Origin of the sequence: Amycolatopsis sp. cmx-8-4, from assembly GCF_046548675.1 — a bacterium.
Taxonomy (GTDB): Bacteria; Actinomycetota; Actinomycetes; order Mycobacteriales; family Pseudonocardiaceae; genus Amycolatopsis.
In genome coordinates this window covers 62106-75462 of the sequence record NZ_JAEBDZ010000013.1, presented here as the reverse complement: position 1 = coordinate 75462, position 13357 = coordinate 62106, and the positions used below count along the sequence as shown (strand labels likewise).

Annotated in this window: 17 protein-coding genes; 9 read left to right on the top strand and 8 right to left on the bottom strand. The window is 72.8% G+C overall.

All coding sequences use genetic code 11. The features are described 5' to 3' along the window. Window positions 1-62: 62 nt before the first annotated feature. Window positions 63-518: a group II truncated hemoglobin gene (locus ACLJQZ_RS26775; RefSeq protein ID WP_410622621.1), complete on the bottom strand. Its 456-nt coding sequence runs from the start codon at window positions 516-518 to the stop codon at window positions 63-65. A gap of 40 nt (window positions 519-558) precedes the next feature. Beyond that, a complete protein-coding gene (locus ACLJQZ_RS26770) occupies window positions 559-1506 on the bottom strand; it encodes an NAD(P)/FAD-dependent oxidoreductase (RefSeq protein WP_410622620.1) in 948 nt (315 codons plus the stop codon). A 77-nt stretch (window positions 1507-1583) separates the two neighbouring features. Here ACLJQZ_RS26770 and ACLJQZ_RS26765 point away from each other — a divergent pair, with 77 nt between their 5' ends. Beyond that, entirely contained in the window at window positions 1584-2171 is a 588-nt protein-coding gene (locus ACLJQZ_RS26765) for a helix-turn-helix domain-containing protein (protein WP_410622618.1), read from the top strand. Window positions 2172-2175: 4 nt separating this feature from the next. Here the strand turns inward: ACLJQZ_RS26765 and ligD are convergent, their stop codons facing one another. After that, complete coding sequence (gene ligD / locus ACLJQZ_RS26760) at window positions 2176-4170, bottom strand: DNA ligase D (protein ID WP_410622617.1); 1995 nt, start codon at window positions 4168-4170, stop codon at window positions 2176-2178. Window positions 4171-4386: 216 nt separating this feature from the next. Here ligD and ACLJQZ_RS26755 point away from each other — a divergent pair, with 216 nt between their 5' ends. Beyond that, window positions 4387-5523: an FAD-dependent oxidoreductase gene (locus ACLJQZ_RS26755; protein ID WP_410622616.1), complete on the top strand. Its 1137-nt coding sequence runs from the start codon at window positions 4387-4389 to the stop codon at window positions 5521-5523. A 244-nt stretch (window positions 5524-5767) separates the two neighbouring features. On the opposite strand, the gene ACLJQZ_RS26750 is transcribed toward ACLJQZ_RS26755, so the two are convergent. Beyond that, window positions 5768-6052: a helix-turn-helix transcriptional regulator gene (locus ACLJQZ_RS26750; protein WP_410622615.1), complete on the bottom strand. Its 285-nt coding sequence runs from the start codon at window positions 6050-6052 to the stop codon at window positions 5768-5770. A gap of 85 nt (window positions 6053-6137) precedes the next feature. Here ACLJQZ_RS26750 and map point away from each other — a divergent pair, with 85 nt between their 5' ends. From map to ACLJQZ_RS26730, 4 genes are all read left to right on the top strand, one after another. Continuing rightward, the gene (map, locus tag ACLJQZ_RS26745; protein WP_410622614.1) at window positions 6138-6959 is read left to right on the top strand and encodes a type I methionyl aminopeptidase; all 822 of its coding nucleotides are present in this window, start codon (window positions 6138-6140) and stop codon (window positions 6957-6959) included. 100 nt (window positions 6960-7059) lie between these two features. Continuing rightward, entirely contained in the window at window positions 7060-7200 is a 141-nt protein-coding gene (locus ACLJQZ_RS26740) for a hypothetical protein (protein ID WP_410622613.1), read from the top strand. Window positions 7201-7326: 126 nt separating this feature from the next. Then, complete coding sequence (locus tag ACLJQZ_RS26735; RefSeq protein ID WP_410622612.1) at window positions 7327-7944, top strand: HD domain-containing protein; 618 nt, start codon at window positions 7327-7329, stop codon at window positions 7942-7944. Window positions 7945-7960: 16 nt separating this feature from the next. Next, window positions 7961-8881 carry an NADP-dependent oxidoreductase gene (locus tag ACLJQZ_RS26730; protein ID WP_410622611.1) on the top strand — a complete coding sequence of 307 codons (921 nt, stop codon included), beginning with the start codon at window positions 7961-7963 and terminating at the stop codon, window positions 8879-8881. Between the two features lie 20 nt (window positions 8882-8901). Here ACLJQZ_RS26730 and ACLJQZ_RS26725 read toward each other — a convergent pair whose 3' ends face one another. After that, window positions 8902-9489 carry a TetR/AcrR family transcriptional regulator gene (locus ACLJQZ_RS26725; protein WP_410622610.1) on the bottom strand — a complete coding sequence of 196 codons (588 nt, stop codon included), beginning with the start codon at window positions 9487-9489 and terminating at the stop codon, window positions 8902-8904. Window positions 9490-9559: 70 nt separating this feature from the next. Here ACLJQZ_RS26725 and ACLJQZ_RS26720 point away from each other — a divergent pair, with 70 nt between their 5' ends. Beyond that, window positions 9560-10453 (top strand): NADP-dependent oxidoreductase, encoded by an 894-nt coding sequence (locus ACLJQZ_RS26720; RefSeq protein ID WP_410622609.1) that lies wholly within the window; start codon window positions 9560-9562, stop codon window positions 10451-10453. Window positions 10454-10526: 73 nt separating this feature from the next. Here ACLJQZ_RS26720 and ACLJQZ_RS26715 read toward each other — a convergent pair whose 3' ends face one another. Beyond that, a complete protein-coding gene (locus ACLJQZ_RS26715) occupies window positions 10527-10856 on the bottom strand; it encodes an FAD binding domain-containing protein (RefSeq protein WP_410622608.1) in 330 nt (109 codons plus the stop codon). Window positions 10857-10908: 52 nt separating this feature from the next. Then, window positions 10909-11148 (bottom strand): hypothetical protein, encoded by a 240-nt coding sequence (locus tag ACLJQZ_RS26710; protein ID WP_410622607.1) that lies wholly within the window; start codon window positions 11146-11148, stop codon window positions 10909-10911. Window positions 11149-11274: 126 nt separating this feature from the next. Between ACLJQZ_RS26710 and ACLJQZ_RS26705 the strand changes: the two genes are divergently transcribed. Further along, on the top strand, window positions 11275-11976 hold the full coding sequence (locus ACLJQZ_RS26705) for a helix-turn-helix transcriptional regulator (RefSeq protein WP_410622606.1): 702 nt from the start codon (window positions 11275-11277) through the stop codon (window positions 11974-11976). Between the two features lie 57 nt (window positions 11977-12033). Then, window positions 12034-12696 carry a hypothetical protein gene (locus tag ACLJQZ_RS26700; protein WP_410622605.1) on the top strand — a complete coding sequence of 221 codons (663 nt, stop codon included), beginning with the start codon at window positions 12034-12036 and terminating at the stop codon, window positions 12694-12696. 3 nt (window positions 12697-12699) lie between these two features. On the opposite strand, the gene ACLJQZ_RS26695 is transcribed toward ACLJQZ_RS26700, so the two are convergent. Then, complete coding sequence (locus tag ACLJQZ_RS26695) at window positions 12700-13287, bottom strand: TetR family transcriptional regulator (protein ID WP_410622604.1); 588 nt, start codon at window positions 13285-13287, stop codon at window positions 12700-12702. Window positions 13288-13357: the final 70 nt, after the last annotated feature.

Genomic DNA, 13357 nt, shown 5'->3' with positions numbered 1-13357 from the left:
GGCTCTGCGACGGACCTCCACAGCCAGTCGTTGCCCACAAGACGTCGCGGCCGCCCCGGGCGTTACACCGGCTGCAACCCGTTCCACGACCAGTGCGGCACGGCCAGGTCGGCGGGCACCTCTTCGGCCGGACCCGGGTAGGTGAGCACCTCGGCCACCGCCCACTCCATGTAGGACCGCAGCGCGGCCCGGAACCCGGGATCGGCGGGCAGTTCCGCGTCGTCGGCGGCGAGCACGAAGCACTCCACGAACCGGCGGCCGAGGTCGGTCATGTCGCCGTTGCCGGCGTGCATCCTGAGCATCGCGGAGTGGTCCGCGCACTCGGTGGAGAACCGCGGCGGGCCACCCATCACCTCCGCCCAGTACCAGGCCAGCCGCTCCACGTGCTTCGGGTGCTGTCCCGGGTGGGAGAACGGGTGGTTCAGCTCGGGATCGGCCAGGCAGCGTTCGTGGTGGGCGGCGGCCAGCGCGAGGAACGCGGGGTCGCCGCCGGCGAAGTCGTACAGCGTCGGGCGCACGGGCCGAGCCTGGCACGCGTGGCCCGCCAACGCCAGCGCGTCAGCGCATCGCCGCACGTTCCGCCGCGGGCGTGAAGCCGCCGTGGGAGTCGATCGCCATGCGGACGTCCTCGGTGACGAGGTCGTGGTTGAGCACTCCGGCGGCGGCCGCGCCCTGGGCCGCGGCGATGATCACGGTGGCCCGCGCGTCGACGACGTTGCCGGCGGCCCACACGCCCGGCACGCTGGTCTGCCCGCCCGGGTCGACCTTGACGACGTCGTTCTCCACCGCGCAGCCGAGCTCGCGCAGGTGCGCGTCGTGCGGGACGGTCCGGGTCCGGATGAACAGCGCCGCCCGCGGCACGAACCGGCTGCCCAGTTCGACGCCGGTGAGCTTGCCGTCCACGCGCCGCACCGCGGTCACGGTGCCCTCGACGACCCGGATGCCCCGCGCGTCGAGCCGCGTCCGGTCCTCTTCGGACGGCGGCGCGGTGTGGGCGAAGTAGACGACGTCCGGTGACCACTGGCGCACGAGCAGGGCGTGCTCGACGCTCGCGGCTTCGGTGCCGAGCACGCCGAGCGGCCGGTCGCGGACCTCGTAGCCGTGGCAGTAGGGGCAGGTCACCGCGTCGGTGCCCCAGCTCTCGCGCAGGCCGGGGAGGTCCGGGAGGTCGTCGTGGACGCCGGTGGCGTACAGGACGCGCCGCGCGGTCAGCACGCGGCCGCCGGCCAGGCGCAGCGTGAAGCCGGGCTCGAGGCTGGTGACGTCGTCGTCGACGAGGTCGACGCCGTACCCCGCGAGCTCTTCGCGGCCGATCTTGAGGAGCTCGTCCGGCGGCAGCCCGTCGCGGGAGAGGAAGCCGTGCATGTGGGCGGCGGGGGCGTTGCGCGGCGCGCCGCCGTCGACGACCGCGACGCGCCGCCGCGCCCGGCCGAGCATCAGGGCGGCGTTGAGGCCCGCGGCGCCGCCACCCACCACCACTACGTCGTAACTGCTGTTCTCGGTCATGCGGCCACCATGACCCCGGCGTCACGAATCCGACAACTTATGTTGCCGTTTCCGGGACGAGGGAGTTTCCTGGGGGCATGACGGACGCGATCAACCAGGCACTGGCCGAGGTGGGCCCGCGGCTCAAGCGGGTCCGCATGCAGCGGCGGGTCACCCTCGCCGACCTCTCGGAGGCGACGGGCATCTCGAAGAGCACGCTGTCGCGCCTGGAGGCCGGCCAGCGCAAGCCGAGCCTGGAGCTGCTGCTGCCGATCGCGCAGGCCCACCAGGTCCCGCTGGACGAGCTGGTCGGCGCCCCGGAGGTCGGCGACCCGCGCGTGCGCCTGACGGCGCGGCGCATCCCGCGCCACAACGGCGCGACGATGACGGTGCTCCCGCTGACCCGCCAGCCGGGCGCGCCCCAAGCGTTCAAGATGATCCTCGAGCCGGAGACGGGCGAGCCGGACCCGCAGGTCCACGAGGGTTACGAGTGGCTGTACGTGCTGTCGGGACGGCTGCGGCTGGTCTTGGCGGACCGCGACATGACGCTGGGCCCGGGCGAGGCGGCGGAGTTCGACACGCGCCTGCCGCACTGGTTCGGCGCGGTCGACGGCCGGCCGGCGGAGATCCTGAGCCTGTTCGGCAAGCAGGGGGAGCGGCTCCACCTGCGCGCGAAGTCCCGCTGACGGCTCACCCGGCCGGCAGCGGGGCCCGGGCCTCCAAGAGCGGCGTGAGCAGGTCCCCGTGCGTCTCGACGCGGTCCAGGACGTCGTCGGCGGTGAAGGTCAGGTGGCTGACGTGCCGGCAGGCGCGGACCTCGGCCCACGTGAGCGGCGTCGAGACCGTGGGGTGCTCGCGGCCGCGCAGGCTGTACGGCGCGACCGTCGTCTTGGCCGGGTTGTTCTGGCTCCAGTCGATGAACACCCGGCCGGCGCGCCGGGCCTTGACCATGACGGCGGTGACCGTCTCCGGTGTCTCGCGCGCGAGCCGCTGGGCCAGCCGCTTGGCGTAGGCCGACGGCGCGGCCGGGTCGTCCGTGCGGATGCCGCAGTAGAGCTGCATCCCCTTGGAGCCGGACGTCTTCGCGAACGGCGTCAGCCCGTCGGCGAGCAGGACGTCGTGGAGTCGTTCGGCGACCCGGCAGCAGTCGACGATCGACGTGCCCGGGCCGGGGTCGAGGTCGAAGACCAGCCGGTCCGGCGGCCGGCGGGTCGCGCCGGGGCCGACCGTCCACTGGGGAACGTGCAGCTCCAGCGCGGCCAGGTTCGCGGCCCACACCAGCGCGGGCAGCTCGTCGAGCAGGGCGTAGTCGATGGTCCCCTCGCCGCGGCCGGACCGGGAACCGGTGCTGGGCAGCGTGACGGTCGGCAGCCAGTCCGGGGCGCCGCGCGGGGCGTTCTTCTCGAAGAACTGCTGGCCGCCGACGCCGTCGGGGAAGCGGATGAACGTCACCGGCCGGCCCGCGAGGTGCGGCAGCAGCACGGGCGCGACGCGGGAGTAGTAGTTGATGACCTCACCCTTGGTGAAGCCGTCGGGGAACAGCGGTTTGTCCAGATTGGACAGTGTCAGTCGCCGCTTTCCCGCCTGCACGGTGATCTTCGGTCCCAGCGGCGGCGCGGGCTCCGAGGGGGCGGGCTCCGGGGGTGCGGGTGCCGCCGGACCGGTCGAGCGGGGCGCGCGGACGTCGTCGGGGCTCTTGTCGGCCCGCAGGCCCCGCCAGGCGGTGTGGCGGACGCGGCCGGCGCGGGTGAACTGCCGGTAGACGACCTCGCCGACGAGGTGCGGCTCGACCCAGCGGGCGCGGGTGGTGTCCTCGCGCGGCGGCGTCGTGGCGAAGGGGTGGGTCCGGCGCTCGAGCGGCGTCAGCATGGTGACGAGGTCGGCGCGGGCGGCCTGGGAGAAGCCGGTGCCGACGTCGCCGATGTAGACGAGGTCGCCGGTGGCGGGGTCGTGGGCGCCGAGCAGCAGGCCGCCGAGGGTGCCGGTGAAGCTGCGCTGGCCGGGGCGCCAGCCGCAGACGATGACCTCCGCGGTCTGGATGAACGGGTGCTTGAGCCAGGAGTCGGGCCGGTGGCCGGGTTGGTAGGTCGAGCTGCGGAGCTTGGCCACGACGCCCTCGTAGCCGGCGTCGGCGGCGTGGGTGAGGAAGTCGGCGGGGGAGCGGTGGTCGGCGTCGAGTTCGGCGAAGGTGACCGCGCGCACGACGGAAACCTTGTGGAGGTCGGGCATCGGCAGCGTGGCCAGCAGGCGACGGCGTTCGTCGTAGGGCGCGGCCAGCAGGCTGCGCTCGCCCAGCTGCAGGAGGTCGAAGGCGAGGAAGCGGACGGGGAGGTCGTCGAAGGGTTCGTCGCGGCGCAAGGAGCTCTGGTGCTTGACGTAGCGGCCGCGGCGTTCCTGCATCAGCTCGAAGTCGATCCGGCCGTCCTCGTTGTAGACGACGACTTCGCCGTCGAGCAGCGCGGCCTGGCCGTCGAGGTCGAGGACGTCGGTGACGCCGCGGAACTCGGCGGTGAAGTCGATGTTGTTGCGGCTGGTGAGCACCGTGGTGCCGTCGGGCGCGATCCGCATGGCGGCGCGGTAGCCGTCCAGTTTGTACTCGTAGGCCCACTCGGGGCCGCTGCGCAGGCGCCCGCCGTCGGCCTTGGCCAGCATCGGCTCGACCCACGCCGGGACGAGAGACGTCATGCCGCCCTCCCTTCCCCGTGCCGTGCTCCGACCGTAACCCGTTCGGCCTAGCTTCGCTGGGTTTGTGCAGGTGAAAGCGGCGCTGCCAGCGTGCGACAGACCCGTGCCAGTGCCGTGTGCGGCCCGTGCCAGCGGCCCGCGGCAATCTTGGAATGTAATTCCAACGGCGGCCGCGCCTGGGCTCACCGGGCGGCCGCGATCGGCGAAGGAGCCCCCATGAACACCCCAGTCACGATCATCGGTGCCGGCCTCGGCGGCCTCACCCTCGCCCGGGTCCTGCACGTCCACGGCATCCCGTCCGCGGTGCACGAGGCCGAGCCGTCCCCGATGGCCCGCATGCAGGGCGGGATGCTCGACATCCACGACTACAACGGCCTGCTCGCCGTCGAGGCGGCCGGCTTGACCGAGGCGTTCCAGGACCTCGTGCTGGAGGGCCGGCAGGCGATGCGGATCCTCGACCACCAGGGGAAACTCCTGTTCGAGAAGGTCGACGACGGCATGGGTGGCCGCCCCGAGGTGCAGCGCGGCGAGCTGCGCCGGCTGCTGCTCGACGGTCTCCCAGACGGCACCGTCCGGTGGGGCCACAAGGTCAGCGCCACCCGTGTCCGCGACGGAGGCGGCTACGAGGTGACCTTCGCCGACGGCGCCACCGTCGTCACGAACCTGCTGGTCGGCGCGGACGGCACCTGGTCGCGGGTGCGGTCGCTGGTCACCGGCGCCGTGCCCGAGTACGACGGCACGGCGTTCATCGAGACCTATCTCTACGACGCCGACACCTGGCACCCCGCCACGGCGAAAGCGGTCGGCGGCGGCTCGATGGCGTCGAACGGGCCCACCCCGGACCGGGCGATCAACGCCCACCGGGAAAGCGGTGACACCCTGCACGCCTACGTGGCGCTCACGGAGTCCCTGGACTGGTTCGAGGCCCTCGACTTCGCCGATCCGGCCGCGGTCACCGCGCGGATCGCGCGGGAGTTCGACGGCTGGGCCCCGGAGCTCACCGCGCTCATCACCGACGCCGACACCGCGCCGGTCTTCCGCCCGCACTACGCCCTGCCGATCGGGCACCGCTGGGACCGCCTGCCGGGCGTCACCCTGGTCGGCGACGCCGCCCACGTGACGGCCCCGAACGGCGAGGGCGCCAACCTGGCCATGCTGGACGGCGCCGAACTCGGCCAGGCCCTGGCGGCCCACCCGGGCGACGTCGAAGCCGCGCTCGCGGTCTACGAGGAGGCCATGTTCACCCGCACCGCCACCCCTCTCGACGACGCCGCCCTGAGGGAAAGCCTGTTCGACGGCGAACTCCCGGAGAGCCTGCGGGAGATGTTCAGCGGAGACCAGCAGAAGTCCTGAGCCCCGACACACCCGCGTGTCGACCCTCCAAACACACGTGTCGACCCTCTGATCACGGGAGCCGGCTTCCGGATCACACGGGCCGGGAGCGTCACGCGTGGGCCGGGACCGTCGGCGCGTGAGCCGGAGAGGTCGGCTCGCGTGATCGGGAGGTCGACTCGCGTGATCAGAGGGTCGACACCCGTGATTGCCGGGACGACACGGCGCAGCCGAACGAACCGGGCCGGAGGCCGGAGAGGTCGGCCTACCGCCGTCCGTAGGCCGGGGCGGTGTGCAGGGGGACGGCGGGGCCGCGCCAGGTGGCGGCCAGTTCGTGCAGCGGCGTGTCCAGCACCTCGCCGAGGCGGACGATCGTGCCGAAGCCGGGGGAGGGCAGGCGGCCGGTCTCGATCTTGCGGAGGGTCTCCGGCGAGATGCCGGCCGCCTGCGCGACTTCAGCGAGTTCGCGGCCCGCCCGCGCACGGCGCAGCACGACGCCGAGCCGCCGGCCGGCTTCGACCTGGGCGGGCGTGAGCGGTTGACGGACCATGCTCCGAGGGTAGGACTGGTATTACTATACCGGCAAGTGCTACGGTCCCGGTATAACTATACCAACCCTGTGACGTGAGGTTTTCGTGATCGAACTGAAGACGCCCGCCGAGATCGAGCGCATGCACGTGGCCGGGCGTTTTGTCGCCGAGGTGCTGACCGAGGTGGGCCGGCTCGCCGACGTCGGCGTCAACCTCATGGACCTGGAGCACCACGTGCGCGGCATGATCGAGCGCCGCGGCGCGGAGTCGTGCTACTGGGACTACGCGCCGTCCTTCGGCAAGGGCCCGTTCCGCAACGTCATCTGCCTCTCGGTCAACGACGCCGTCCTGCACGGCCTGCCCCACGACTACGTCCTGCGGGACGGGGACGTGCTCAGTGCCGACATCGCGGTCGGCATCGACGGCTGGGTGGCGGACTCGGCGCGCACGGTCATCGTCGGCACCGCGGCCGAGGAGGACCTGCGGATCATCCGCGCCACCGAGGAAGCGCTGGAGGCGGCGATCGAGGCGGCGCGGCCGGGCAACCGCCTCGGCGACATCTCGGCGGCGATCTACGCGGTGGCGTGCGACTACGGCTACCCGGTGAACACCGAGTTCGGCGGGCACGGCATCGGCCGCACCATGCACGAGGACCTGCACGTCTCCAACAAGGGCCAGCCGGGCCGCGGGATGAAGCTCCGGCCGGGCCTGACCCTCGCGCTCGAGCCGTGGTTCGCCCGGACGACCGACAAGATCGTCTACGACCCCGACGGCTGGACCATCCGCTCGGCGGACGGCTCCCGTACGGCCCACTCCGAGCACACGGTGGCCGTCACCGACGACGCCCCGCTGGTGCTGACCCGGCGTGAACCGGAGGCCCCGGCGACGCGGGTCGACGCCGACCGACTGTCCACAAAGGACGCCTGACGCGGCGGTCGGCGACCGTCCTCCGGTGATCGCGACGAGAGGGCCCGCTCATGGCCGATCCGGCCGACCCCGACCTGCCGTGCGTGCGAAGGCCGCAGAGGTGCGGACGGGCCGGTGGGTGTCGCGGCCGCTGGCGAGCGCCCGTACGGTCGAGCAGCTCCCAGCGTTGCTCGCCTCGGCGACGTTCGACCTCGACGCGGACGAGGAAGCCGCGCCGGACAAGGTCTCGCCGGTGTCCTGATCCGAGGGTTTCCTGGCCGGACGTAGGCCGCCTCGGGTCGGCATCAGCAGGCAGCGTGGAAGCCGGACATCCCGTCCGTCAGCCACGAGCGAAAGCGCGGCCACCATGTCAGAGATCATCGCAGGGGTGGCGGTTCCCGAAACGGCCGCGGTCGCCGAAGCGACCCGGCTCGCCCGGGAGACGACCAGCCCGCTCCTCTACCACCACTCCCGCCGCGTCTACTTCTTCGGCCGGATCCACGCCGGCCGGCTCGGCGTCGAGCCGGACCCCGAACTGCTCTACCTGGCCGCCCTGTTCCACGACGCCGGTCTCTTGACGCCCTTCTCCGGCGTCGAGCAGCGGTTCGAGGTCGACGGGGCCGACCACGGGCGCGAGTTCCTGCTGGAGCACGGGTTCTCCGCGGCGGCCGCGGAAACCGTGTGGACGGCGATCGCGCTGCACACCACGCCGGGGATTCCCGGCCGGCTGGGCCCGGAGATCGCCGCCACCCATTTCGGCGTGCTGACCGACGTCATCGGGTTCGGCCTGGACGTGCTGAACCCCGATCAGGTGGCGGAAGTCGTCGCCGCGCACCCGCGGGGCGAGTTCAAGGAAGAGTTCCTGAGCACCTACCTCGACGGCCTGAAGAACCGCCCGGAGACGACCAACGGAACCGTGAACTCCGACGTCCTGGCGCACTTCGTCCCCGGGTTCCGGCGGACGACGACCGTCGAGCGGATCATGGGCTCGGCTTGGCCGAGCTGACGCGAAAGGAACCGCTATGCGAGCCATCACCGTACGAGACCGTGCCGCCGGGACCGGCGGCCTCACCCTGACCGACCTGCCCCACCCGCACGCCGCGGAGAACGACGTCATCGTGCGCGTCCACGCCGCCGGCTTCACCCCCGGCGAGCTGGACTGGCCCGGTACCTGGACCGACCGCGCCGGCCGTGACCGCACCCCGAGCGTCCCCGGGCACGAGGTGGCCGGGGTCGTCGCCGAGCTGGGTTACGGCACCACCGGCCTCACCGTCGGCCAGCGGGTCTTCGGCCTCACGGACTGGACGCGCAACGGGTCCCTCGCCGAGTACACGGCGGTGGAGGCGCGCAACCTCGCGCCGCTCGCCGCCGACATCGACTACGCGGTCGCCGCGGCGCTGCCGATCTCCGGGCTGACGGCGTGGCAGGGACTGTTCGACCACGCCGGCCTCACCACCGGCCAGACCGTCCTGATCCACGGCGCGGCCGGCGGCGTCGGGTCGATCGCCGTCCAGCTTGCCCGCGAGATCGGTGCCCGGGTGATCGGCACCGGCCGGGCCGCCGACCGCGACGTCGTCCGGGACCTCGGCGCGCACGCGTTCCTGGACCTGGCCGCGGATCCGTTGCCCGGCGACGTCGACGTGGTCTTCGACGTCATCGGCGGCGACGTCCTCGAGCGGTCGGCCGCGCTGGTCCGCCCAGGCGGCACGCTCGTGACGATCGCGGCGCCACCCACGGTGCGGCCGAAGGACGGGCGAGCCGTCTTCTTCGTGGTCGAGCCCGATCGCGCCCGGCTGGCGGACCTGGCGCAGCGTGTCCGCGACGGCCGCCTGCGCCCCCTGGTCGGCGACGTCCGCCCGCTCGCGGAGACGGCCGAGGCGTTCGCCCGCCACCGGCGCACCTCCGGCAAGACGATCATCCAGGTGGCGCCGGATCAGCCGTGATCGATGCCGCGCCGGGTGGGTCAGCGACCTGCGGCAACAGGCCGGGTGACCTCCCAGGCGGCCTCGATCATCCCGAAGATCTCGTCGACGGCCGCCTGCGGATCGGCCGCCTCGCGGGACAGGGAGTAGGCGTCGATCACGAACCTGGCGATCGTGCGGCAGGCCGTGGGGGTCCGTGCCAGGCCGGGGTCGGCGGCGATGGCCGCGGCCAGGGAATCCGCGTGGCGCAGCCGCATCGACTCCTCGTACTCCCGCAGCGCGGGTGACCCGTCGATCATGCGCCGGATCGGGGCGGCGCCCTCCGCTGTGCAGTGGCGCACCAGGGCGTGGACCTCGCGGCGCAGCGCGGGCATGAGCGGCTCGTGCGGCGCCCGGCCGGTGACCGCCTGGGTGAGGCGTTGCTCGAAGTCGTCGTCCCGCTCGAACACCAAGGCCTCTTTCGCGGCGAAGTGGGAGAAGAGCGTGGTCACGGCGACGTCGGCCTCGGCGGCGACGTCGCGGATGCCCACCGCGTCGTACCCGCGCTCCAGGAAGAGCCGCAGGGCGGTGTCGGCGATCTTCTGGCGGGTCGCGGCCTTCTTGCGCTCACGGCGTCCCGGCTCGGTCATGGGCTGATGCTATCAGCTACGAAAGCGTAGTCAGTGCGAAACACTAACCGTTAGTGCTAACGTCGGCGGCATGAAGAGAGTGAGCTTCGCCGAGTTCGGCGGTCCGGACGTCCTGCGCCTCGAAGACGCCGAGGAGCCCCACGCGGGCGCCGGTCAGGTCCGCGTCGCCGTGCGGGCCGCGGGGGTGAACCCCGTCGACTGGCGGGTCCGGGAAGGCCAGTTCCTGAAGGCCCATCCGCTGCGGCTGCCCGCCGGAGTCGGGATCGACGCTTCCGGAGTGGTGGACGAGGTCGGTGACGGCGTCGACGGCGTCGAGGTGGGCGACCGCGTGTTCGGCGAAGGCTCGGACACCTACGCCGAGTTCGCGGTGCTGTCGGCCTGGGCCCGGATGCCCGAGGGCCTGACGTTCGCGGAGGCCGCCGGTTACCCCTCGGTCGTCGAGACGGCGTTGCGCGTCATCCGCCAGGTCGGCGTGCGGCCCGGCCAGACGCTGCTGGTCAGCGGCGCCTCCGGCGGAGTCGGGTCCGCGGTGCTGCAGATCGCCCGTGACCGCGGCATCACGGTGATCGGCACGGCCGGGGCCGCGAGCCAGGACTACGTGCGCGGCCTGGGCGCCGTCGCCACGACCTACGGCGAGGGCTGGGTCGAGCGGGTGCGGCAGCTCGGCCGGGTCGACGCCGCGCTCGACCTGGCCGGCTCGGGCGTGATCCGCGAGCTCGTCGCGCTGACCGGCGATCCGGCCAAGGTGGTCTCCATCGCCGATGTCGGTGCGCCCGCGCTCGGCGTCCGGTTCTCGGACACGGCCGGGAGCGTGCCGGACGCGCTCGTCGAGGCCGCCGGCCTCATCGCGCGCGGGAAGCTCCGCATCCCGGTCGAGAAGTCGTACAGCCTCGCCGAGGCTGCGGACGCGCACATCGACAGCCACGCCGGGCACACGCGAGGCCGCCGGGTCATCCTGGTCTGAGCTGGTCTTCCGCGGTGGGAACGTCCGGCGGACGCCGCGACACCCACCGCTTGCGGAACCTTGCCGGCGACACCTACCCGCTCGTCGAGACGGCCGAGGTGTTTCGCTCACCAGCGCCGGGCAGTTCGGCGTGCCGCACGAGAGCCCCGATCCGCAGCTCCCCGCCGACGACCTCGATCCGGGACAGCTCGCCGAGCTCGTTGATGTCGACCAGGGCTTCGGGCCGCGCCAGCCGCAGCTTCATCATCGGGATGAGACTGTGCCCGCCGGCGATCACCCGGCCCTCGGGGCCGTACTTGGCCAGCAGTTCGAGGCATGCCCGATACTGGAGGCCCGCTCGTACTCGAACTGCGCCGGCACCTGCATGACCGCCGATCGTCCCCGCCGGGTCCGCGGTCCGCAACAGTGGATTAAGGGAACTCTGAATCGGGCGGTGCCGACCAGCGCCGCGAGGGTCAGACGTCGGCGGGGGCGTGGGTCCATCGGAGTGCCTCGTGCCACTCCGCGATCAGCGCTTCGTCGTCCGCGAACGTCGGTGTCGTGCCCACCGGGACCCACGCCTGGCCGATCAGGTCGCCGTCTTCGACGCGCTGGACCGTGATTCCGGCGTACTTCACCACCTCGCGGCCGAATTCGGCCGGAGCCGAGACCTCACGGGTGCCCAGCCGCAGCCTTACCTGTCGTTCGCCCGTCACCCGACCACCCTCCCCGTCATTCTCGACAGTGCTGTCGCGAATGAGCCCGGATCTGTAACAGCCCGGGCCGGTGGCCTGCGGTGAGCGGCCGGAATCGGCCGGTGGACGGCAGATAAATTAGCTCTCGTGAATCGCACCGAAAGGCTGTACGCCCTCGTGGAAGAGCTTCGCGCCGTCTCGCCGCGACCGCGCAGTGCGACCTGGCTGGCGCGGCGGTTCGAGGTCAGCGTCCGCACCGTCGAACGGGACCTCGACGCGCTACGGGAGTCCGGCGTCGCCATCCGGAGCGACACCGGGCGCAACGGCGGGTACAGCCTGGACCGCGAGCGCACCCTCCCGCCCGTGACGCTGACCGCGCGCGAGGCGCTGGCGATCAGCGTCGCGCTGCGGGCCGCGTCGGCCACGCCCTTCGCGGACGCCGCGCGGCGGGCGGCCCAGAAGGTGCTGGCCGTGCTGCCGCCCGACGTGCGCCGCCGGGAGGACGCGCTGGCCGCGCGGGTGCACCGGGTCGGCCCGCACCCCGACCTGCCGGTGATCCGCGGTGCGGTCGCGGACACGGTCGAGGACGCCGTGGTGTCGAGCCGGGTGCTGCACGTGACCTACACCGACCGGGCGGGTGCGGCCTCCGAGCGCGACGTCGAGCCGATGGGCCTGCTGTGGGGGCCGCACGGCTGGTACCTCGTCGCGTGGTGCCGCTTGCGCGACGGCGTCCGCGGGTTCCAGCTGCACCGCATCACCGCCACCGCGCCGACCGGCGAGCGGTTCCGCCCGCGCGAGGCCGAGTGGGCCGCGGAACTCGACCGGCTGGACGCCGAAGCCCTGCGGTGAAATGTGACGCCGAACACCGACAGGACGGTGTCGCGGTCCGCTGGAACCGTGGCGGACATGGAAACCAACGAAGAGCGGATGCGGCAGTGGTGCCGCATGTGGAACGAGGACCCCGCGCTGGCGCACGAGCTGATGAGCCCCGCCTGCGTGCAGTGGTCCGGGCAGACTCCGGGTCTCGACAGCGTGGTCGGGCCGGCGGAGCAGGTGCGGTTCCTCGACGGGTACCGCGGCAAGCACGTCAACATCTTCCGCCCGCGGGTGCTCGCCGACGGCGGTGACCACTTCGCCTACCTGTGGGACGTCGGCAAGGCGGACGGGCAGAAGCTGACCGGCTTCGACGTCAACATCGTGCACGGCGGCCGGATCGCGGAGAACTGGACGTTCGTGGGGGAGCGGCGCGACACCGCGCCCGACCCGGCGTACACCGCCGACGACGACCTCGAGAAGGTCCTCGACGGCTGGCTCCGGTGGCGCGCCGGCGAGCCGGTGGACGTCATCACCGGGGACTTCGGGTTCTTCTCCGGCGCGGCGGGCCCGCTCGCGCGCCCGGAACCCGCGGTCCTGACGCCGCACCGCGCGCCGATCGTCGATTCCGACCGGGGCACCGTCGCGTTCCTGTGGACCGGACCCGCGGCGAGCGGCGCCGACCTGCTGTCCGTGCGCGACGGCCGGGTCGCCCGCGCCTGGTCGCTGACCGGGACCCGGTCCTTCCGCTACTGAGTCCTACCCGGGTGCGACAGCGCGCCGGACGCTCTCCCGCAGGAGCGTCCGGCGTTGCTCGTGCAGCTCCGGCGGTTCCTCGCCGGTGGCGGCGTAGACGTTGCTGACCGGCGACCACGCCATCGACATCGCGATCACCACGGCCATCAGGTCGAACGGGTCCCCGGCCCGGACGAGCCCCGCGGCCTGCGCGTCGGCGATGGCGCCGAGCTTGGCGGCGTCGAGGCGGTCGGCGTCGGCGACGAGGTGCCCGGCGGGGCGCCGCTCCAGGCGGACCCAGGTGGCCAGCCGGATCAGGTCGGGCCGGCGGAGGTACTCGTCGTACAGGCGCACGGCCCAGTCCGCGAGGTCGCCGGCGTCGATCGGGACGCCGTCGCGGATCGAGCCCATCGAGTCCAGGAAGATCGTGTCGAACAGCTCTTCCTTGCTGCCGAAGTAGCCGTAGAGCTGCGCCTTGTTGGTGCGGGCCGCGGCCACGATCCGCTCGACGCGCGCCCCGGCCAGGCCGTACCGCGCGAACTCCTGGGTCGCCACGTCGATGATGCGCTGCTTCGTCGCGGCTCCCCGCGAGGTCAGGGGCTTGTCGGCCATGCGGCCCACGATAACAACAGACCAGTCTGTTTGCCGGATCTCCCCGTGTTCGGCTACGGTCAAATAGACC